Raw genomic sequence first — 21,626 nt, 5'->3', positions numbered from 1 at the left:
GGCTCGGTCCCGGGAGCGTGGTGTGAGGTCCCCTCGGGTCCGGGCGGGCGGCCGCTGCGGCGGACGATCGGCCCGGAGGGGAAAGCCTCCGGCGCCTCCCCCGTGCCCTGTCCGCGATTCGCGTTATCCGAATCCCGCTGCAAAGCCAGTTTCTGCCATTTACCGGGGGAAGTCAAAGAGGCCATTTCGATCACCTAATAGGCGCCGCTTATCGTCTCCTCACCCCCGGTGAACGACGATTCATACGAGCCGCTACTCTACACACGTCCACCTTTCCGAGGGGACCGCACTCGATCGCCTCGAACGGCCGCCCGCGCCTGTGACCAGGTGAAACGTGGCACCGACGGCCACCCCCGACCAGCTTTCCGGGACAGAGATAAGCGCCGCCGATCATCCGATCAATCGCCCCTCTTTGACTTGTCCCGGAAATTGGCCGACGCTGACGGGCGAGCAGTAATCGAAGAATTGCCGCCCCGGACGGAAATCGACACCGGCCCGGCACCCACCCGAGAAGACACGCCCTATGTCCGCTTCGGGAGACATGGGCGACATAACCAAAACATTCACATTCACCCTCCACCGGTGGTCCGGCCCGGCTTCGCGAGCCACACCGGGGAGTTGAGGAGAGACCTGCCGTGGACCTGGCATTGGCCCCGGACACCATCGCGCGATGGCAGTTCGGGATGACCACCGTCTACCACTACCTGTTCGTGCCCCTCACCATCAGCCTGGTGGCGATCACGGCGGGACTGGAGACGGCGTATGTGCGCACCGGGAAGACCAAGTACTTCCACGCCACCAAGTTCTGGGGCAAGCTCTTCCTGATCAACATAGCCATGGGCGTCGTCACCGGGCTGGTGCAGGAGTTCCAGTTCGGCATGAACTGGTCCGCCTACTCCCGCTTCGTCGGTGACGTCTTCGGCGCGCCGCTCGCCCTGGAAGCGCTGCTGGCGTTCTTCTTCGAGTCCACCTTCATCGGGCTCTGGATCTTCGGCTGGGACAAGCTGCCCAAGAAGATCCACTGCGCGTGCATCTGGATGGTCTCGATCGGCACGATCCTGTCGACGTACTTCATCCTCGCCGCCAACTCCTTCATGCAGAACCCGGTCGGCTTCAGCCTCGACAAGGCGGCCGGCAAGGCGCATCTGACCGACATCGGCGCGGTGCTCTTCCAGAAGCTGAACCTCGTCGTCGTCGCGCACACCCTGACCGCCGCGTTCCTGACCGGCGCCGCCTTCGTCATGGGCATCTCCGCCATCCACCTGTGGAAGGCGGCCCGCCGCCAGCGCCGCGGCCGGCCCAACGACCTCAAGAAGGTCGCGGCCATGCGCACCTCGCTGCGGCTCGGCCTGACGCTCGCCGTCATCTTCGGTCTGGGCACCGCGATCACCGGTGACAAGCTCGGCGAGGTCATGTTCGAGCAGCAGCCGATGAAGATGGCCTCCGCCGAGGCGCTGTGGGACAAGGAGTCCCCGGCCCCGTTCTCCGTGCTCTCCGTGCCGGACGTGGCGGGCCACCGCAACAGCGTCAGCGTCGAGGTCCCGGGCCTGCTGTCCTTCCTCGCGCACAAGGACTTCCACTCGGCGGTCCCCGGCATCAACGACACGGCCGAGGCCGAGGCCGCGAAGTACGGCGGCAGCCCCTCGCAGTACATGCCCAACGTCCCCATGACGTACTGGGGCTTCCGGGCGATGATCATCTTCGGTATGACGTCCTTCGCCCTCGGCGCGGCCGGACTCTGGCTGACCCGGCGCAGGTTCTGGGTGGACCCCGAGTTCCGCACCGGCTCCTTCGACGTGCCGCGGCTGATGCTGACCAGGAAGCGTGAACTGGGCCCCGTCATGACGGGTCTGGCCTGGCGCGCCGCCATCGCGACGCTCGCCTTCCCGGTGATCGCCAACGCCTTCGGCTGGATCTTCACCGCGATGGGCCGTCAGCCCTGGGCCGTCACCGGCCTGCTGCGCACCGTCGACGCGGTCTCGCCCAACGTCTCGCTCACCGAGCAGCTCATCACCCTCATCGGCTTCAGCCTGCTCTACATCGCGCTGGCCGTGGTCGAGTTGAAGCTGCTGGTCAAGTACGCCGGTGCGGGGCCCGTCACGGCCGAGCGGCCACCGCTGCGGGACATCAGGCTGGGCGGCGGGTCGATCGACGGCGCCCCCCAGGACGCCGACAAGCCCATGGCCTTCGCCTACTGAGAGAAAGTCCCGGACCGTGCATCTCCATGACCTCTGGTTCTTCGTCATCGCCTTTCTGTGGACGGGTTACTTCTTCCTCGAAGGCTTCGACTTCGGCATCGGCATCCTCACCCGGGTACTGGCCCGCGGCGAGACCGAGCGCCGCGTCCTGATCAACACCATCGGCCCCGTCTGGGACGGCAACGAGGTGTGGCTGGTCACCGCGGCGGGCGCGACCTTCGCGGCCTTCCCCGACTGGTACGCCACCATGTTCAGCGGCTTCTACCTGCCGATGTTCGTGATCCTGGTGTGCCTGATCCTGCGCGGCGTGGCCTTCGAGTACCGCGTCAAGCGCGACGGCGCCGCCTGGAAGCGCAACTGGGAGGCCATCATCTTCGGCACCTCCCTGATCCTGTCCTTCCTGTGGGGCCTGCTCTTCGCGGCGATGGTCCACGGCCTGCCGATCACCGCCGACCACGAGTACCACGGCGGCATCGCCGAGCTGATCCGGCCGTACTCGCTGCTGGGCGGCGTGACCACGACCGTGCTGTTCACCTTCCACGGCGCGGTGTTCGCCTCGCTGAAGACGGTCGGCTCCATCCGGCCCCGGGCCCGTCATCTGGCCCAGAAGCTGGGCATCCTGACCGTCGTGCTGCTGCTGGCCTTCCTCACCTGGACCCAGTTCCTGACCGGCAACCTGGGCAGCGTGATCGCCGAGGCCATCGCCGTGCTGGCCGTGCTGCTCTCGCTCGGCTTCAACTTCGGCTCGCGCGAGGGCCGGGCGTTCATCAGCTCCGGTGTGGGCGTCGCCGCCTCCAGCGCGGTGCTCTTCCTGGCCCTGTTCCCCGAGGTGATGCCCTCCAGCCTCAACCCGGCCTGGAGCCTGACCGAGTCCAACGCGGCGGCGGGTGCGTACACCCTGGGCATCATCACCTGGGTCGCGGTGTTCGCCACCCCGCTGATCCTGCTCTACCAGGGCTGGACGTACTGGGTGTTCCGCAAGCGCATCGGGGTGCAGCACATCCCGGTGTCGCACTCCCACGGCCACGGTCACGGCGACTCCCGCGCCCGGTACACCGTCGCCCGGTGAACACCCACCGCGTGCTGACGTCCCACGCCCTGCGCCGCCTGACCCGCGCCCGCGTCCCGTACGCGGCACGCGGGGCGGCAGGCGACGGCGTGGCGATGTCCACGGGCCGGGGCACCACCCGAGATGATCATCGGGAAGTGCCCCGGACCCGTGGGCGCGCGCCGCTCCGGCCGCGCCGTGCCCACACCCGCGAACTCCCGGCCGAAGAGCGGTCGGCCGGGGAGCGGGGGCACGGCGCGGCCGGGCGGCCGGCGGGCCGGACGCCCGCCCCCGCGTCACCGCCCGCGTGGGCGCCGACGGGCCGTCAGCGGCCCGGATCACGCACCATACGAACGGGGGATCACCTTCCGGCAGGGGAAGATCTCGCACCGTACGACAGCCTCCGGACAGCGAAGGAAGAAGGCAGGACCGTGTCCCGACCGCACACCGATCAGCCGAGTGGCACCACCGGGACCGTTCCGCGTCCGCTGACGGACCGTTTCGGCCGGGTCCACACCGATCTGCGGCTGTCCCTGACCGACCGGTGCAATCTGCGGTGCACGTACTGCATGCCCGCCGAGGGTCTGGACTGGCTGCCGAAGAACGAGCTGCTCAGCGACGACGAGATCGTGCGTCTGGTGGCCATCGCGACCGGGCGGCTCGGTATCAAGGAGGTCCGGCTGACCGGCGGCGAGCCGCTGGTGCGGCGGGGTCTGCCGGCCCTGGTCGCCCGGCTCGCGGCGCTCGACCCGGCCCCGGAGCTGTCGATCACCACCAACGGCATCGGGCTCGCCCGCTGCGCCGAGGCGCTGCGCGAGGCGGGGCTGCACCGGGTCAACGTCAGCCTGGACACCCTGCGCCCGGAGCGCTTCGCCGCCATCACCCGGCGCGACCGGCTGTCCGACGTGCTGGCGGGGCTCGCGGCAGCGAAGTCCGCGGGGCTCGCGCCGGTCAAGGTCAACGCGGTCCCGGTGCGCGGGGTCAACGACGACGAGATCGCGGACCTGACCGCCTTCGCCGTGGAGAACGGCTACCGGATGCGGTTCATCGAGTCCATGCCGCTGGACGCGCAGGGTGCCTGGGAACGGGAGAAGATGGTGCCCGCCGCAGAGATCCTGGAACGTATCGGGGAGCGCTTCGAGCTGACGCCGGTCCCCAGGGAGGACAACGCCCCCGCCGAGGAGTGGCGGATCGCGGACACGGACTCCGTGGTCGGCGTCATCGCGAGCGTCACCCGCCCGTTCTGCGGCACCTGCGACCGGGTGCGGCTGACCGCCGACGGCCAGCTGCGCAACTGCCTGTTCGCCACCAAGGAGTCGGACCTGCGGAGCCTCTTGCGCGACGGCTGCGACGACGACGCCCTGGAGGCGGCGTGGCGCTCCTGCATCGCGGGCAAGGGGCCCGGACACACCATCAACAGCGCGGACTTCAAACAGCCGGACCGTCCGATGTCCGCCATCGGCGGCTGAGGCGGCCCCGGGCCCGAGCGGCCCGGGACGGTACGACGACGACGCGCGACAGACTCGAAGACGCACGACAGACCGAAGACGACGGACACGAAACGCGAGGACGACCGAAGTGAACCGGATGCACGAATGGATCGCCGCGGCCAAGACCGACCTGGGCATCGACCTCGATGTCAACGTCGGTGAGCTGCTGGACATGACGAAGGTCGTCGCCCACGGGGTGGCCCGCCCGGCGGCGCCGCTCACCTCGTTCCTGGTCGGCTACGCGGCGGCCCTCCAGGGCGGCGGCGCGGAGGCGGTCGCCGAGGCCAACCGCCGGGTGACCGAGCTGGCCGAGCGCTGGGTCGCCGAGCACGAGGCCGAAGGCGAGAACGGCCCGGCGACCCCGTGAGCGACGCACCCCTGAGCGGCGGCCGGGCGGCCACCCCGCACGCGCACGGCCGGGGCGCCGCTCCCACCTGGGAGCGGGCCCGGTCGATCGCGCGCACCGCGGGGCTGCCGCTGCCCGCCGTGCCCCGGACCCTGGACGACGCGCTCGGCCACGCGCTGGCCGAGCCGCTGACCGCGCTCACCGACCTGCCGTCGTTCGCGACCTCGGCGATGGACGGCTGGGCGGTCTCCGGCACCGGCCCCTGGCAGCTGGCCGGGCGCCGGGTGCTGGCCGGTGAGCAGCCCGACCCGCTGGCCCCCGACACCGCCGTGCCCATCGCCACCGGCGCCCCGCTGCCGCCCGGCGCCCGCGCGGTGCTGCGCCGCGAGCACGGGGAGCCCGGCGAGCGGGACGGCCTGCTGTACGACCGCACCCCCGGCGGCCCGGTGGCCGACGGCCGGGACGTACGGCCGCGCGGTCAGGAGTGCCGCAGCGGTGAGCCGCTGCTCCCCTCCGGCACCACGGTGACCCCGGCGGTGCTCGGTCTCGCGGCGGCGGCCGGGTACGACCGGCTCTCGGTGCACCGCAGGCCGAGCGTGGAACTCCTCGTGCTCGGCGACGAGCTGCTGCGCTCCGGTGTGCCGCGCGGCGGCCGGGTCCGCGACGCGCTCGGCCCGATGCTGCCCTCGTGGCTGCACGGTCTGGGCGCCGAGCTGATCGGGCAGCACCGGATCTCCGACCGGCTCGGGATGCTCTACGAGGCGGTGCGCCGCTCCCCCGCCGACATCGTGATCACCACCGGCAGCACGGCGGCCGGACCCGTGGACTTCCTGCACGACACGCTGGAGATGCTGGAGGCCCGGCTGCTGGTCGACTCGGTGGCCGTCCGGCCCGGGCACCCCATGCTGCTCGCCGAGCTGCCGCCCGCCGAGGACGGCCGCGCCCGCCGTCTGGTCGGCCTGCCGGGCAACCCGCTGGCCGCCGTCGCCGGGACGCTCACCCTCGCCGGACCGCTGCTGCGCACCCTCGGCGGTCACGCGGAGGCGGAGCCGCGTCTCGCGGTCGCCGCCGGGGAGCTGGCCGGGCATCCGCGCGACACCCGGCTGCTGCCGGTGCGCCGGGCGGGCGCCGAGGTGGCTCCGCTGCCGTACGACGGTCCGGCGATGCTGCGCGGCCTCGCGCTGGCCGACGGCCTGGCCGTGGTGCCGCCCGGCGGGGCGCCCGCCGGTGCGACCGTGGAGGTCCTGGACCTGCCCGCACGGTGACGGCCCCGCCGCTCCCCCGTTCTTTCCCCGTTCCTCCCCCGCCCCCACGAGCCGGACGACAACCACCACAAGAGGCACAGGACATGGAGACACAGACGGCACCCGCCGGGATCATCCGCTACTGGGCCGCGGCCAAGGGCGCGGCCGGTACGGCCGAGGAGCCCTACCGCGCCACGACCCTCGCGCAGGCGCTGGAGCAGGCGCGGGCCCGCCACGCCGACCGGCCGCGCTTCGGCCAGGTGCTGGGCATCTGCTCGTTCCTGGTCGACGGCACCCCGGTGGGCGACCGCGACCACGCGGCGATCGCGCTGCCCGAGGGCGGCACGGTCGAGGTGCTGCCCCCGTTCGCGGGCGGCTGATCCCCGCGTACTGCCCCGTACGACCGCTCCCCCATCGGAACCCGGACCCTGGACCGCGCCATGCTGCACCTGCCCGAAAGCCTCACGTCCTCTCTCCCCTCGTCCCTCGCCTCCCCCATCCGGCTGCTGGCCGTCCGCGACACCGTGCTCTCGCTCGACGAGGTGTACGCGGCGGTCGGTGACGACGCGGCCGGGGGCACCGCCCTCTTCGTCGGCACCGTGCGCGACCACGACGGCGGCAAGTCCGTGACCTCGCTGGAGTACAGCGCCCACCCGAGCGCGGAGGCGGAGCTGCGGCGGGTGGCCGAGAAGGTGGCCGCCGACTTCCCCGTGCTCTCGCTGGCCGCCGTGCACCGCACGGGCCCGCTGGCCATCGGTGACGTCGCGGTGATCACCGCCGTCTCCTGTCCGCACCGCGCCGAGGCGTTCGCGGCCTGCAAGCTGCTGACCGACACCCTCAAGCACGAGGTGCCGATCTGGAAGCGGCAGCTCTTCGTGGACGGCACGGAGGAGTGGGTCGGCGCCTGCTGAGGCGCGGCCCCCTCGCCCGCCGCACCCGGCCCCGTCAGCTCGTGACGATCCCGGTGACCAGGTTGATGGTGGTGGCGAGCACGCTGATGCCGAACAGGTACGACAGCAGGCAGTGCCGCAGCACGACCGAGCGGATCAGCGGGCTGGAGACGCTGGTGTCGGAGACCTGGTAGGTCATGCCGAGGTTGTAGCTGAAGTAGAAGAAGTCCCGGTAGGCCGGCGGCTGCGAGGAGTTGAAGTCGATGCCGCCGTCGGCCGCGCCGTAGTAGAGGTACGCGTAGCGGGCGGTGTACATCAGGTGCAGCGCCGCCCAGGCCATGAACACGCCGCACACGGCGACGGCCGCCGCGGCGGGACCGGTGCCCGAGCGGTTCGCGACCAGCAGCAGCACGATCCCGACCAGACCGAGCAGCGAGGCCACCACGACCACCAGTTCCTCGACGTGCGGACGGAAGTCCTCGCGCCGGGCATTGGTGTGGGTGGTCTTCGCGTCCATGGGCCACAGCACGAGCCAGCCCGCGACCACGAAGAGGATGCCCGTCGCCGCGATACCGCACAGGATGCCCAGCGCGGGCTGATCGGTCAGTCCGACCGCGACGCCGACCGCCGCGCCGACGACGACCGCGCCGGCCAGCCTGGGAACCGCGGACACCGGCAGCCAGATGCTCATGCGCCACAACAGTAGTCGTACCGGCCGTCCCCGGCCCGGTGTCCGCCGCCTCCGGGCCCGGCGGACACCGGGCCGGGGACGGCCGCACACCCCCGGCACACGCGCCGGACATATCAGTCGATCCCCTGGTCAGAAGGGGTTTCGTAAGTGATCAGGAATCCGACCGGAGCAAGTGATATACACCGAACATGTCCCTTTCCCGCCCGCCCCAGCGCGCCGTGACCGGTGACGGCAGGCGGCGAGCGGCCGCCGCTTTCGCCCGCGTGCTCTCCCCGCGGGGAGCCCTCTCGCTGCAGAAGGTGGACGGCGCGTTCACCTTCGCCCTGCGCGCCGCGCTCGCCATGGCGCTCGCCGCGCTGCCGGTCGTCGCGGCCGGGCGCGCCGATCTGAGCGTGTACGGGATGATGGGCGCCTTCACGACGACCTTCGGGCGCAATCTGCCCTACCGGCGCCGGGCCAGGGCGCTCGCCGCGGTCGCGGTGGCCATGACGGCCTGCGTGGGCCTCGGTTCGCTGCTCGCCGCGGTGGCGCGCCCCTGGGAGGGGGACCTGGGCGCCATCGTGGTGGTGGCCGCGACGGCGGTGGTGGCGGGGCTGGCGAAGTACGCGTGCGACGCCACCCGGCTCGGCGGGCTCGGCGCGATCCTGCTGCTGTTCTCCTTCGCGGTGTCCGCGAACGCCCACACCACGCTCGGGGAGGTGCTGCCCCGCACCGGGCTCGCGGCGGCGGGCGCCGCGCTCGCCTGGGTGCTCGCGGTCCTCGGCCGGTTCGTGCATCCCGACCGGCCCGAGCGGCTGGCGGTGGCGGGCGCACTGCGCTCGCTCGCGGAGCTGATGGACGCGGCCCGGGGCGGCACCGGACGCTCGCGGCAGCGGGCCACGGCCGCCGTGCTCCAGGCGTACCACAGCCTCGGTCTGGCCCCGCCGACGGACGGCGACCGGGTGAGCAGGGACGCGGCCACCGTCCAGCTCACCGACCTGTCCTGGACGATACTGATCGACTCCTCCGTACGGCTCCCGCACGACCCGGCCGAGCTGGCGGGGCTGCTGCGCACCCAGGCCGATCTGCTGGCCGACCGGCGGCTCACCAACCCGCCGGTGCTGCCCGACCTGTCCGCGCACACCCCGGTGACCTCCGGGCGCCGCAGGCACCGGTGGCAGCGGACCACGCCCGTCGATCCGGCGGCCCTGCGGGCCTGGATACTGGTGCGCGGGCGTCCCGGTGGGCATACGCCGATGGCGGTCCTGGTGGTGCCCGCGGTGCGGATGTTCCTCGGCACGCTGGTGGCGGGCGGGGTCGCCGTGGGCCTCGGTCTGGGGCACGGCTACTGGGCGGCGATCTCGGCCGCCGCCGTGCTGCACGCGGTCAACGTGCGCACCACGATGCAGCGCGCCGTCCAGCGCACCCTGGGCACGGCCGTCGGTCTGCTGATCGCGCTGGGCGTGCTGGCCGGGCATCCCGAACCCGCGCTGCTCGCGCTGGTGGTGGTGATCCTGGAGTTCCTGCTCGAGTACATGGTGGTGCGCAACTACGGCCTGGGCGTGGTCTTCCTGACCCCGCTGGCGCTGCTCCTGAGCGATCTGGCCGACCCCACCTCCCCCGAGGCGCTGATCTTCGACCGGGGGCTCGGCAGTCTGCTCGGGATCGTCGTGGGGCTCGCCTGTTCACTGCTCGTGGTGCACGACCAGGCGGCGGTGCGCGTGGAACGGGCGCTGGCGGCCTGCTCCGACGCGACCCGGCGTGCCGAGCGGGCGCTGGCCGCGACCCGGCCGGTGCACCCGGTCATCCCGGTACGGCTCGCGGTGACCGTGGTGGAACTGCGGGACGCCGACGACGCGGCGGCGGGCGAGCTGTGGTCGGCGGGGATCGACCCGGCGGCGCTCGCGGCGGCCGAGCAGCGCGCCTATCTGCTGCTGGCCCGGCTGCTGCACCACTGACCGGCGCGGCCCGGCGGCAGCACCGCCGGGCCGCTCACGGCGGTGCGTGAGAGCCCGTTGTGATTGTCCGGTAGTACGGGACTTCCTCAAGTCCCCTGTGATTAGGTGGGGTTTCCCGCACGGGGAGATGAGGAGGCTGATGAACGTGTCAGTGCCACCGATGGGCTTCGGCTCTTTTGGATCGTCAGATCCTTTCTCCGATCTGTTGAATCGTTTCTTCGGGATGTCGGCCACGTCCTCGCCGCCCGCCGTGCAGCGGGTGCCGGTGGGGCGCCTGCTCACGGAGTCCGCGCGTGAACTCATAGCCCGCGCCTCGCGCCGGGCCGCCGAGGACGGCAGCGAGGACCTGGACACCGAGCACCTGCTGTGGGCGGCGACCCAGGTCGACCCGTCCCGTTCGCTGCTGGCCCGCGCCGGGGCGGACCCGGACAAGCTGGCCAAGGAGCTGGAGGCGTCGCTGCCCGCGGGCAGTGGCACCCCGTCCGCCGAGCCGGGCCTCACCCCGGCCGCCAAGCGGGTGCTGATCGGCGCCCACGCCCGCTCCCAGGCGAGCGGTGCTTCGTACATCGGCCCCGAGCACATCCTGCAGGCGCTGCTCGACCCGGGCAACGACCAGGCCACCACGGTGGCCCGCAATCTCGGGGTGGACACGGACCGGGTCGCCCGCGACGCCGGTACGGCCGCGCGTGCCGAGGCCCCGCAGGAGCCGAGCAGCACGCCGACCCTGGACGAGTACGGCCGTGATCTGACCGCCGAGGCGAAGGCCGGGAAGCTGGACCCGGTCGTCGGCCGGGGCGAGGAGATCGAGCAGACGATCGAGATCCTGTCCCGCCGTTCCAAGAACAACCCGGTGCTCATCGGTGAGCCGGGGGTCGGCAAGACCGCCATCGTGGAGGGCCTGGCGCAGCGGATCGTCTCCGGTGACGTGCCGCGCACGCTGGAGGGCCGCCGGGTCGTCGAGCTGGACGTGGCCGGGCTCGTGGCCGGGGCCAAGTACCGGGGCGAGTTCGAGGAGCGGCTGAAGAAGGTCATCACCGAGGTGACCGAGGCGTCGGAGGAGGTCGTCCTCTTCATCGACGAGCTGCACACCGTCGTCGGCGCCGGTGGCGGCGGCGAGGGCTCCATGGACGCGGCCAACATCCTCAAGCCCGCCCTCGCCCGGGGCGAGCTGCACGTGGTCGGCGCGACCACGCTCGACGAGTACCGCAAGTACGTCGAGAAGGACGCCGCCCTGGAGCGCCGCTTCCAGCCGGTCAGGGTGCCCGAGCCCTCGGTCGAGGAGACCGTGCAGATCCTGGAGGGGCTGCGCGACGCCTACGAGGCCCACCACCAGGTGCGCTTCAGCGACGCGGCGCTGGTCGCGGCGGCCGAGCTGTCCGACCGCTACATCGCGGACCGCTTCCTGCCGGACAAGGCCATCGACCTGCTCGACCAGGCCGGTGCCCGGGTGCGGCTGCGCTCGCGCGGCAAGTCCAAGGAGGTCCAGGACCGCGAGGACCGCCTGGCCCGGCTGAACCGCGAGAAGGACGAGGCGGTCGCCGGTGAGGCGTTCGACCGCGCCAAGGACCTCAAGCACGAGATCGCCGAGCTGGAGAACGAACTCGCGCAGATCGAGGAGCGCCGCGAGGGCGTCGTCGCGGTCACCGAGAACGACATCGCGGAGATCGTCTCCCGCAAGACCGGCATCCCGGTCGCGCAGCTCACCGAGAGCGAGAAGGAGCGCCTGCTCAAGCTGGAGGACGCGCTGCACGACCGCGTCGTCGGCCAGGACGAGGCGGTCCTCGCCATCGCCCAGGCGGTGCGCCGCAACCGGGCGGGCATGGGCGACCCCAACCGTCCCGTGGGGTCCTTCCTGTTCCTCGGTCCGACCGGTGTCGGCAAGACGGAGCTGGCCAAGGCGCTCGCCGAGCTGCTGTTCGGCGACGAGGACCGGCTGATCCGGTTCGACATGAGCGAGTTCCAGGAGAAGCACACGGTCTCCCGCCTGGTCGGCTCCCCGCCCGGGTACGTCGGCTACGACGAGGCGGGTCAGCTCACCGAGAAGGTGCGCCGCCAGCCGTACAGCGTCGTGCTGTTCGACGAGGTGGAGAAGGCGCACCCGGATGTCTTCCACACGCTGCTCCAGGTGCTGGACGACGGCCGGCTGACCGACTCCCAGGGCCGCACCGTGGACTTCCGCAACACGGTGGTGATCCTCACCAGCAACATCGGCTCGCAGCTGATCCTCGCCCACCAGGGTAAGGTGGACGAGATCCGGGGCGAGCTGGAGTCGGTGCTCCAGGGGCACTTCCCGCCGGAGTTCCTGAACCGTATCGACGAGACGATCGTCTTCCACGCGCTGTCCGAGCAGAACCTCGGGCACATCATCGACCTGCTCCTGGAGCGCAGCGCCAAGCGGGTCCGGGCGCAGGGCATCGGTCTGGAGGTCACGGAGGCGGCGAAGAAGCTGCTCGTCGCGCACGGCTACAAGCCGGAGTTCGGCGCCCGTCCGCTGCGCCGCACGATCCAGACCGAGCTGGACAACCGGATCGCGGAGCTGGTGCTCGCCGGTGACGTGGACAAGGGCGACACGATCGTGGCGGACGTGGTGGACGACTCGCTGCACCTGAGCGTGCGTCACCCGGAGAAGTCCGAGGCCACTTCGGAGGGTGCCGAGGAGCCCGCGAAGTAGCGAGCGGTTCTGACCGGAGGGGCGTACGGAGGCTTTCCGTACGCCCCTTCCGTATGCCGTTCCCGATCGCCCGCTCCCGTTCGCCCGCTACCGTGAGGCTATGCGCCATGAGGTGACCGACGCCGACACGGCGGAGGCGGTGGGCAGCGGTGACGTACCCGTGCTCGCCACCCCGCGCCTGATCGCCTGGCTGGAGGCGGCGACCGTACGGGCCGCCGCGCCGTTCACCGGCCCCGGCCTGACCACCGTGGGAACCGCCGTGCGGGTACGGCATCTGCAGGCCACCCCGGTGGGCGGGCAGGTGGAGGTGAGCGCCGAGCCGCCGCCCGGTGCGCCGGGGCGGCGGCTGACGTTCGCCGTACGGGCCGTGGACGGCTCGGGCGAGGTGGTGGCCACGGGCGAGATCGACCGGGTGGTCGTGGACCGCGCCGACTTCCTCGCGGCCGTGCCCGACTGACGCTCCCCCGCTCAGACCGGGCTGTGCCCCCGCAGGTACGCGACCACGGCCGAGGGCAGCGCGACGCTCTCCGCCTCCTCGAACGGCAGCCAGGTGACGGCCTCGGGTGCGAGACGGGCGCCGCCCGAGGGGTCGTCGGTGAGCAGGCTGCACAACACGGCCGGGGGCTCTTCCCCGGGCTCCAGCGGCTGGGAGCCGTCGACCAGATAGCCGGTGAGTTCGTACACGATCCGGGCGGCGGCGGCCTCCGCGGACTCCGCCTCCTCGGCGGACCCCGAGGGCAGCACCCAGCCATTGCCCTCGGTCACCAGCAGCAGCTTTCCGTCGTACGGCACCACCGCCAGGACCCCGCCCCCGGTCTGCTCCCACGTCATGACCCGTGCACCCCATCCCTGTTCGCAGCTCGACCGTCCGGCCGCGCGGCCGGACGGTCGTCTCCTACCCAGGGGCCGAGTGCGCCGCACTCGAACGGTTCAGGACCGCTCGAGTTCAGGACTGCTTGATCTGGGAGAGGAACTTCTGCGGGTCGGTGTCCACCTCGCCCTCGACGGTGACGACGGGGATGTTCTCCTTGTCGTACCAGACCGCCGGGGTGCCGGGCAGGCCGAAGGTCTCGAAGGTGGAGATGGACTCGCCCGCCCAGGTCACATAGGTCTGCCCGGACACCTTCTGGTCGAAGTCGGAGGAGCGCAGCCCGTCCACGCCGTTCGCCACGGACAGCAGCACGGAGGCGTCGGAGAACTTGTCCTCGCCGGGCGGGAAGGGCTGGTTGTCGAACAGCGCCGCCAGATAGCCGATGAGCTGCTTCTGCCCGGCGTCGCTCGCGGCAGCCAGCGCGGCGACGGCCTGCTGGTCACCGTCCCCGCCCACGCTGTCGTCGATGTTCCCCGCGAAATGGAACTTCACGACGGCCTTGCCGTCGTCCGCGAGCTGCTTGATCGTGCCGAGCAACGCCTTGGCCATCCGCGCGGACGCCCGGTCCCGCATCTCCAGAAACACCTGAAGCTCATGCGGCGCGGACAGATCACCGTAGTAGAGCGTCTTCCCGTCGGACCCGGTCGTGTGTGCGGGAGTCGTCATGGTCTTGAGCTTGGCACAAACCGCCCCCGCTGTCGCTGCGGGCAGGCGTGCCGCTGGGGCGGCACGGGTGGGCGCAGCGGCACCCGGCCCAGCGCCGGCGAGCGCCCCCCACCCCCCGCACGACACCCAGCCAGCCCTGGCGCAGTCTGGATAGGTGAACGCATCGCAGGACATGACCGCGGACCGGGGCCGAGGCAGAGACCTCGACGGAGCGGTACTGGACGCCCTGTTCGCCGACTCCCCCCACCCGGTGTACGTACTCGACACCGAACTCCGCCTCGTCGGCTTCAACGACGCCGCCGGACACTTCCGCCACCTGCCCCCCGCCGGCGCCCTCGGCATGCCCCTGCGCCAGTGGGCCCCCGGCCTGCACCACGAACAGGTGGAGGCGATGCTCCGCGAGGTCCTGACCACCGGCGAGCCGAGGTCGGACTTCGAGGTGGAACACCGCCCGCTGCCGGACGCGGCCCACGGCGCCGGTCTCCCCCACACCGTGCTGTCGCTCGCCGCGTTCCGCCTGCGCGACTCCGTGCGCGGAGTGAAGGGCCTCGCGCTGAGCGTGATGGACGCGACCGAGCGCTACCGGGCGCAGGTGCGCCTGGAGGTGCTGCGGCAGGCCAGCGCGCGGATCGGCACCACGCTCGACATCGTGCACACCGCGCAGGAGCTGGCGGACGTGTGCGTGCCCGATCTGGCCGACACGGTGGTGGTGGACGTCCTGGACGCGGTGCTGCGCGGCGACGTGCCCCCGCTGGAGTCGCTGGGCCACGATCTGCTGCTGCGCTGCGCGGGCTACAGCTCGGTGCGGCCCACGAACGGACACCGGCCGATCGAGGTCGGCAGCGTGCTGGAGCCCGGTCTGTCCTCCCGTTACAAGCAGGTCCTCACCGAGCGGCGCCCGGTGCTGCTCGGCGGCCCGGACGGCCACGAGGAGGCGGAGACGCACGGCAAGAGCAACGCGCTGGTGCCGGAGCAGGACGCGCACTCGCGGATGGCGGTGCCGCTCGCCGCCCGGGGCGGCATCCTCGGTCTCGCCCGCTTCTACCGGCAGCGCACCGCCGCCCCCTTCACCGAGGACGACCTCCGGCTCGCCGACGAGCTGACCCGGCACACCGCGCTGTGCCTGGACAACGCCCGGCTCTACACGCGCGAGCGCTCGGTCGCCCGTATCCTCCAGCTCAGCCTGCGCCCGGTGCACGTGCCCGGGCACAGCGCGGTGGAGACGGCGCACAGCTATCTGCCGAGCAGCACCAGCGGGGACTGGTTCGACATCATCCCGCTGTCGGGCGCCCGGGTCGGCCTGGTCGTCGGGGAGCCGCCCACCCGGGGCATCCGGGCGGCGGTCACCATGGGCGGGCTGCGCGCGGCCATCGGCGCCCTGGCGACCCTGGACCTGCCCCCGGAGGAGTTGCTGGAGCGGGTGCACGACCTGGTGTCCCGGCTGGACGCGGAGGAGTCCCGCCACCCGGACGACACGCTGGACAGCAGACGCGCGGGCACGTGCTGTCTGTACGCGGTCTACGACCCGGTCTCGCACCGCTGCACCGTGGCCAGCGCGGGTCATCCGCCGCCCGCGGTGGCCCGCCCCGGTGAGCCGGTGGTCTTCGCCGACATGCCGATCGGGCCCCCGCTGGGGCGCGGGGTGCCGCGCTACCACGCGGTGCACACCGAGCTGCCCGTGGGCACGCTGGTCATGCTGTGCAACCCGGTGCTGCTGCGCGACGCGAGCCCCGACTCCCAGGAGCAGCTGGCCCGGCTCAGCGAGGCGCTGAAGCCCGAGGACCGCCGGCTGCCGGACATCATCAAGACGATCCTGAGCGATCTGGCGCGCCCGCATCCGACGGGCGACGGGGTGCTGCTGCTCGCCCGTACGCTCGGCCTGGGCAGCGACCGCGTCGCCTCCTGGTCCCTGCCGAACAAGCCGGAGGCGGTCGGGGAGGCCCGCACCCGCACGCAGGAGCGGCTGGACCACTGGGATCTTTCGGACCTGGCCTTCACGGCGACGCTGGTGGTCAGCGAGCTGGTCACCAACGCCGTGCGCTACTCGGAGGGGCCGATCCGGCTGCGCCTCGTCCGTGACCACTCCGCCCTCATCATCGAGGTCACCGACGACAGCAGCACGGCGCCCCAGCTGCGGCACGCGGAGGACGACGACGAGCACGGGCGGGGTCTGTCCATCACCTCGCAGCTCACCGAGCACTGGGGCACCCGGCGCGAGCACCGGGGCAAGACCATCTGGGCCGAACTGTCGCAGCACGCGGCGGCCTGAGCGCGTCCGCCGCACACACCCGTGAGCGGGTGTGGTCCGTACCTTCCGGGGAATCCCTTCCGCTCGGGGTGCGTGGTGGTGGAGACTGCCGCCCAGCCGGTACGTCCGTCACTCCGGCTCTCTCGCGCAACTCTCTTGTTTTTCAAGCATGTTCACGTGCTTTCATCCCCCGGAAGACCAAGGGCTCCCCCATGCCGACAGCTTCACCGTCCCTGCGTCTGGCCGCCACGGCCGCAGGGCTGCTTCTCGTCTCCACCGCGGCCCCGGCCGCGCACGCGGCGCCGAACGCCACCGCCGCTCCGGCCGCCGACCCGCACGGGGTCCGGGCGGCCGACGCCGCCGCCACCTGGCGCGGCCCGCTGTCCACCCAGGGCCGCTACATCGTCGACAGCCGGGGCGAGCGCTTCCGGCTGAAGTCGGCCAACTGGGACGGCGCGCAGGGCTCGTGGAACGGCAGCGGCAGCACCGACGACCCGGCGAACCATCACGCGGGCCAGGACTCGCACAACATCCCGCTCGGTCTCGACCGCACGCCGATAGCCCAACTGCTCTCCGACTTCCACCAGTTGGGCATCAACAGCATCCGGCTGCCGTTCTCCAACGAGATGATCCACTCCACGGCGACGGTCCCCGACGCCGCCGTGGCCGCCAACCCCCAGCTGCGCGGCAAGACCCCGCTCCAGGTCTACGACGCCGTGGTGAACGCGCTCAGCGACAGCGGGTTCGCGGTCATCCTCAACAACCACACCAACACCTCGCGTTGGTGCTGCGGGGTCGACGGCAACGAGCGGTGGAACACCAGCCAGACGACCAAGCAGTGGGCCGACGACTGGGTGTTCATGGCCCGCCGCTACGCCTCGGTGTCCGGTGTGGTCGGCGCCGACCTCTACAACGAGGTCCGCCGCAACATCCTCGACGACCCCAACTGGGGCCTGGGCGACGACCACGACTGGTACGCGGCGGCCCAGTTGGCCGGGGACCGCATCCTGACCGAGGGCAATCCGAACCTGCTCATCGTGATCGAGGGCATCAACTGGACGGGCCTGCCCGTGGACGGCCTGCCGCACGGCCGCCCGATGCTCACGCCGGTGCGCACCCTGTCCAACACGCTGGTGAACGCGCACAAGTTGGTCTACTCCGCGCACTTCTACGGCTACACGGGACCGCGGCACAGCGGCGCGACCGGCATCGGCGAGACCCATGACGCCCGCTACCAGGACATGTCCCGCGAGGAGTTGGGGCAGGCGCTGTACGACGAGGCGTTCTTCGTGGAGGAGAACGGCAAGCACTACACCGCGCCGGTGTGGATCAGCGAGTTCGGCGCCGGTTCGGGCGACACCAACGCGAAGGCGCGTACCTGGTTCACCAACGTCACCGACTATTTCGCGGACCACGACGCCGACTTCGCGTACTGGCCGCTGGTCGGTTTCGAGGGCCACGACGACTGGGCGCTGCTGCGCTACGACTCCGCCGGGCGCCGCTCGGGCATCCTCGATTCCGGCGACTGGCGGGCGGCGGGCTGGCAGCGGCTGATGGCCGACTCGGGCAGGACCGGGGTGGTGGCTCCGGTGCCGGTGTGGCGGATGCTGAGCACCGACCACGGGGACGCGGTGGAGTCCCTGAAGGCGAAGGCGGCCGGTGACTGGGACTCGGGCGCCTACAAGGCGGCCTGCCCGGACGGGCTGCGGCTGATCGGGCTGAGCCACGCCGGCGGGCGCGGGCTGTGCACGGACGCGGGCGCCTTCGACCTGCGCGCGGCCGACGGCGGCCAGACGGTGGTGAACGACGAGCGGTACGTCCCCTCGGGCGGCGACTGGGCGTCGGGGTACACCAAGTTCCAGTGCCCGTCGGGGGCGTTCCTCATCGGGTACAGCCTGCGCGGCGAGCGGGTCTCGGCGGCGGTGTGCGCGCCGGGCAAGGGCGCGCTCGGCGGCAGCGGGCGCACGGTGTGGTTCGACCGCTCGGACAACCGTCCGGCCGACGGTGCGGGCGGCGACTTCGCCGAGGGCAACTACAAGGGCCAGTGCGCGGTGAACGAGTACGCGGCCGGGATCGCCTTCACGACCCGCCTGGGCAGCCGCCCGGGGCCCGCGGCCCTGCTGTGCCGCACGCTGCCCTGACCGACGGTTCGCGGCCCACGCTTCACGGCGCGGGCCGCGACCCCGGTCAGCGAGCCGGTCCGACGTCGAAGGACAGGTCGTTGTCGACCGTGTAGTACGGCCGCACGGTGGTGGACCCGACGCGTGCGGCCGGGTGGACGAAGGAGTGCTTGCGCTCGGCCACGTCGTCCAGGAGGCGGGCGGCGCGGATCGGCGCGGCACCGGCTGCGGGCAGGACGTACACGTCCCAGTAGCCAGGTGTCTCCGGCGGTTCGGTGCCGACCAGCTCGCCATGGTCCACGGTGAAGGCGAAGCCCCTGCGGTCGGTGTCCACGACGGGCGTCACGGCGACCTCCCGGCCCCGGCCGCCGCGCAGTCGCACCCGGACGAGGCCGTCGTCGGTGAACTCGGTGCCGTGCAGGCGCGCGGTCACCGTCGTGGTCCGCTCCCCCACGTCGATCCGGCCGGTCTCGGCGTGCGCGGGGCGCAGCCAGGTCCGCAGCGCGAGGTGGCCGTCCTTGGTGGCGTACGGGACGCGCACCGCGACCGGCGCGGTCCACTCGCGCACGTGGCCGTCGAGGAGGGCGCGCAGGTCGCGGGGGCCGGAGCGCAGCCGCTCGGGTCCGGCGCCGGGTGCGCGGACCAGGAGCACGTCCCAACGGCCCTCGGGGAGCACGGGTTTGGGCTCCAGTACGGCGCGGAGGCGTCCGTCGTCCGCCGGTTCGAGGGGGAGGGCGTGTTCCTCGGGCTCCGTGTCGCCCTTGGCGGGCCTGCGGCGCAGCAGGACGCGGGCCTCGGGGTCTCCGGCGGCGGACTCGGGGAGTTCGAAGGTGATCCGGCCGTCGGCGTCGGCGCGGCACAGGGCGCGCGGTGCGGTGCCGTTCGCTGTCGTCATCGGCGTACTCCTCGCAGGCGCAGGGTCCTGAGCAGGCGCGCGGCGGTGACGTGCGCGAGGTCGCGGGCGGCGTGGGCGCCACCGGTGAGGGCGCGGCCGAGAGCGCCGGGGCCCGGGTCGGGGCGGCGTCCGGCTGCGCGGGCGGCGACGGCGTCGGTGAGCAGCCGTTCGGCCTCGGCGACCACGGCGCCCGGGGCGTAGCGGCGGGCGTTCTCGGCGGCGGCGCGGCCCATGGCGCGGCGGCGCTCGTCGTCGCGGACGAGGTCGAGCAGGGCGGCGCCGAAGGCGTCGGGGTCGCCGGGCGGTACGAGGCGGCCGTCCACGCCGTCCCGGATGATCTCGCCGGGGCCGTAGCGGCAGTCGGTGCTGACGACGGGGAGTCCGCAGCGCATCGCCTCGACGATGGTCATGCCGAAGGGTTCGAAGACCGAACTGGCCGCTCCGATGGACGCCTTGACCCACTCGCCCTCCATGGGGGCGGCGGCGCCCATCAGGTGGACGGTGTTGCTGAGGCCGAGTTCCTGGACGAGGGCGCGCAGCCGGTCCCGTTCCTCGCCGATGCCGTAGATGCGCAGGCGCCAGTCGGGGTGTTCGGCGGCGACCTGGGCGAAGGCGCGCACGAGCAGGTCGTAGCCCTTGACCGGGACGAGCCGTCCGGCGGCGACGATCAGCTTGGCGCGGCGGTCGGAGGGAGGGAGTACAGGGTCGGGCACGCTGTTGGGCAGCGCCAGGACGGGGACGCGGGCGAGACGGGCCTGGCGGCGGTAGACGCGGGCGTCGGCCTCGGTGACGGTGGTGAGCAGGTCCAGGCGGCGGTAGGCGCGGCGCAGGACGGTGCGCAGCTGGGGCGAGTGGTGGTCCCAGGTCAGGTGCTCCTGTCCGACGCGCAGGACGCGGTCGGGGGCCTGGCGGGCGAGGTGCACGTTGAGTCCGGGGCGGGTGCCGATCACCACGTCGGCGTCGGTGTCGGCGAGGCACCGGGCGATGCGTTCGTCGGTGAGCCGGCTGTACTGGCCGTGGCGCTGCTCGGCGGCGGGGAAGACCCGGGCGGGTTCCTTGTGCAGCGGGTCGTCGCGTTCGGTGCGCAGGTCCACCAGGGGTCTCACCGTGACCCGGGGGTCCAGGGTGAGGGGTGGGTCGTCGCGGTTGCGCAGCACGGAGACGATCTCCACGTCGTGCCGCTCGGCGAGGGCCCCGGCCAGATTGAAGGTCGTGGTGATCGTCCCTCCGATTCCGTACGCGTTGTGCAGAAGGAAAGAGATCTTCATATTGGTTCAGACCTCGGTGGCGCGCCGTTGGTTGCGTGACGTTATCAGTTCGCGGCTCACGGGCGTCGGTGCTGCTCGGGCGGGTGCGGCGGCTGCGACGGGTGCGGTGCCGTGTCGTGCCGCCGTACCGTCAGCAGAGCACGGCGAGGTCGCGGGGGCGGACGCGCAGGGTGACGGGCAGGGTGGCCTCGACCTCGCCGTCGGCGCCGTAGGGCAGGGGGCGCGTGGCCTCGATGCGCAGTTCCCGGCCGCGGACGACGCTCACCTCGGGGCGGCGCACATGGGTGCCGGTCTTGAGGTCGTTCATCAGGGCGAAGAAGAGGGTGCGGGGTGCCTCGCGGATGAAGACGACGTCGAGGAGGCCGTCGTCGATCTCGGCGCCGGGCGCGATGACCCGACCGGAGCCGTAGTACGGGGAGTTGGCGGCGACGACGGTGAATCCCCGGTGTTCGTAGGGTACTTCGTCGATGGTGACGCGGAAGTCGGCCGGACGCCATCCGGCGACCGCGCGCAGGCCGCCCGCGTAGTAGGAGGCCGAACCGCGCAGCAGCCGGGCGTGGTTGGCGTACCGGTTGGCCAGCGCGTCCACTCCAGCGTACACGCTGCCGAGGACGACGGTGCGGGGATGGACGGCGGACTCGACCTCGATGGTGTCGACGTGCCGGGGCTCGGCGCGCAGCAGGACCTCGGCGAGGGCGGCGGGGTCGGACGGCTGGCCGAGGGCGCGGACGAAGTCGTTGCCGCGTCCGGAGGGGATGAGTCCGAGCAGGGTGCCGGTGCCGCTGAGGGCGCCGCCTATCGCGCCCGCCATGCCGTCGCCGCCGACGGCGAGGACGACACGGCCCGACTCGCCTGCCGTGCGGGCGAGTTCGCGGGCGTGGTCGAGACCGTGGCTGTACTCGGTCTCCAGCGTGGCGCCCGCCTCGCGGAGCAGGCGGCCGACCGCGAGGAGGGTGGCGGCCCCGGTGGAGCCGCCCGCGGTCGGGTTGACCACGGCGGTGAACTGGCGCATCGGTGTGCCTCCGGGGCGGGGTGGGTGGCGG

Annotated in this window: 18 protein-coding genes; 12 read left to right on the top strand and 6 right to left on the bottom strand. The window is 72.4% G+C overall.

Annotation, left to right across the window (positions count from 1 at the left end):
• Positions 1–635: 635 nt before the first annotated feature.
• The 7 genes from B079_RS0125920 to B079_RS0125890 all read left to right on the top strand — a co-directional run bounded on the left by B079_RS0125920 (position 636) and on the right by B079_RS0125890 (position 7,237).
• Positions 636–2,198: a cytochrome ubiquinol oxidase subunit I gene (locus tag B079_RS0125920; RefSeq protein WP_018548768.1), complete on the top strand. Its 1,563-nt coding sequence runs from the start codon at positions 636–638 to the stop codon at positions 2,196–2,198.
• A gap of 16 nt (positions 2,199–2,214) precedes the next feature.
• Positions 2,215–3,267 (top strand): cytochrome d ubiquinol oxidase subunit II, encoded by a 1,053-nt coding sequence (cydB, locus tag B079_RS0125915; protein ID WP_018548767.1) that lies wholly within the window; start codon positions 2,215–2,217, stop codon positions 3,265–3,267.
• A 410-nt stretch (positions 3,268–3,677) separates the two neighbouring features.
• Positions 3,678–4,715 (top strand): GTP 3',8-cyclase MoaA, encoded by a 1,038-nt coding sequence (gene moaA / locus B079_RS0125910; RefSeq protein ID WP_018548766.1) that lies wholly within the window; start codon positions 3,678–3,680, stop codon positions 4,713–4,715.
• 118 nt (positions 4,716–4,833) lie between these two features.
• The gene (locus B079_RS0125905) at positions 4,834–5,103 is read left to right on the top strand and encodes a DUF6457 domain-containing protein (RefSeq protein ID WP_106432389.1); all 270 of its coding nucleotides are present in this window, start codon (positions 4,834–4,836) and stop codon (positions 5,101–5,103) included.
• Positions 5,100–6,347, top strand: coding sequence for a molybdopterin-binding protein (locus tag B079_RS0125900; RefSeq protein WP_018548764.1), 1,248 nt, complete (start codon positions 5,100–5,102; stop codon positions 6,345–6,347). The genes B079_RS0125905 and B079_RS0125900 overlap by 4 nt, the downstream gene beginning before the upstream one ends.
• Before the next feature lie 83 nt (positions 6,348–6,430).
• Entirely contained in the window at positions 6,431–6,706 is a 276-nt protein-coding gene (locus B079_RS0125895) for a MoaD/ThiS family protein (protein WP_018548763.1), read from the top strand.
• Between the two features lie 60 nt (positions 6,707–6,766).
• Entirely contained in the window at positions 6,767–7,237 is a 471-nt protein-coding gene (locus B079_RS0125890) for a molybdenum cofactor biosynthesis protein MoaE (RefSeq protein WP_018548762.1), read from the top strand.
• Positions 7,238–7,271: 34 nt separating this feature from the next.
• Here the strand turns inward: B079_RS0125890 and B079_RS0125885 are convergent, their stop codons facing one another.
• A complete protein-coding gene (locus tag B079_RS0125885; protein WP_018548761.1) occupies positions 7,272–7,907 on the bottom strand; it encodes a DUF1345 domain-containing protein in 636 nt (211 codons plus the stop codon).
• Positions 7,908–8,095: 188 nt separating this feature from the next.
• On the opposite strand from B079_RS0125885, the gene B079_RS0125880 reads away from it, so the two are divergent.
• From B079_RS0125880 to B079_RS0125870, 3 genes are all read left to right on the top strand, one after another.
• Positions 8,096–9,844 (top strand): FUSC family protein, encoded by a 1,749-nt coding sequence (locus B079_RS0125880; RefSeq protein WP_018548760.1) that lies wholly within the window; start codon positions 8,096–8,098, stop codon positions 9,842–9,844.
• Between the two features lie 160 nt (positions 9,845–10,004).
• Complete coding sequence (locus B079_RS0125875; RefSeq protein WP_420705792.1) at positions 10,005–12,515, top strand: ATP-dependent Clp protease ATP-binding subunit; 2,511 nt, start codon at positions 10,005–10,007, stop codon at positions 12,513–12,515.
• A 100-nt stretch (positions 12,516–12,615) separates the two neighbouring features.
• On the top strand, positions 12,616–12,972 hold the full coding sequence (locus tag B079_RS0125870) for a thioesterase family protein (protein ID WP_018548758.1): 357 nt from the start codon (positions 12,616–12,618) through the stop codon (positions 12,970–12,972).
• 11 nt (positions 12,973–12,983) lie between these two features.
• Here the strand turns inward: B079_RS0125870 and B079_RS0125865 are convergent, their stop codons facing one another.
• Together B079_RS0125865 and B079_RS35320 are read right to left on the bottom strand one after the other, a co-directional pair.
• A complete protein-coding gene (locus tag B079_RS0125865; protein ID WP_018548757.1) occupies positions 12,984–13,346 on the bottom strand; it encodes an NUDIX domain-containing protein in 363 nt (120 codons plus the stop codon).
• 115 nt (positions 13,347–13,461) lie between these two features.
• Positions 13,462–14,052 carry a thioredoxin domain-containing protein gene (locus tag B079_RS35320; protein WP_026249085.1) on the bottom strand — a complete coding sequence of 197 codons (591 nt, stop codon included), beginning with the start codon at positions 14,050–14,052 and terminating at the stop codon, positions 13,462–13,464.
• A gap of 154 nt (positions 14,053–14,206) precedes the next feature.
• Here B079_RS35320 and B079_RS32785 point away from each other — a divergent pair, with 154 nt between their 5' ends.
• A complete protein-coding gene (locus B079_RS32785; RefSeq protein WP_158685053.1) occupies positions 14,207–16,321 on the top strand; it encodes a SpoIIE family protein phosphatase in 2,115 nt (704 codons plus the stop codon).
• A 191-nt stretch (positions 16,322–16,512) separates the two neighbouring features.
• Positions 16,513–18,441 carry a glycoside hydrolase family 5 protein gene (locus B079_RS0125850; RefSeq protein ID WP_018548754.1) on the top strand — a complete coding sequence of 643 codons (1,929 nt, stop codon included), beginning with the start codon at positions 16,513–16,515 and terminating at the stop codon, positions 18,439–18,441.
• A gap of 46 nt (positions 18,442–18,487) precedes the next feature.
• Here B079_RS0125850 and B079_RS0125845 read toward each other — a convergent pair whose 3' ends face one another.
• The 3 genes from B079_RS0125845 to B079_RS0125835 all read right to left on the bottom strand — a co-directional run bounded on the left by B079_RS0125845 (position 18,488) and on the right by B079_RS0125835 (position 21,595).
• Entirely contained in the window at positions 18,488–19,315 is an 828-nt protein-coding gene (locus B079_RS0125845; RefSeq protein ID WP_018548753.1) for a hypothetical protein, read from the bottom strand.
• Entirely contained in the window at positions 19,312–20,583 is a 1,272-nt protein-coding gene (locus B079_RS0125840; protein ID WP_018548752.1) for a glycosyltransferase family 4 protein, read from the bottom strand. Before B079_RS0125840 ends, B079_RS0125845 begins: the two co-directional genes overlap by 4 nt.
• 130 nt (positions 20,584–20,713) lie before the next feature.
• Positions 20,714–21,595, bottom strand: a complete 882-nt coding sequence (locus B079_RS0125835) for a diacylglycerol/lipid kinase family protein (protein WP_018548751.1) — start codon at positions 21,593–21,595, stop codon at positions 20,714–20,716.
• Positions 21,596–21,626 lie beyond the last annotated feature (31 nt).

This window comes from Streptomyces sp. LaPpAH-108, assembly GCF_000373625.1.
Classification (GTDB): Bacteria; Actinomycetota; Actinomycetes; order Streptomycetales; family Streptomycetaceae; genus Streptomyces.
Note: the sequence above shows the minus strand (reverse complement) of the source record. Positions and strands in the feature narration are given on the sequence as shown.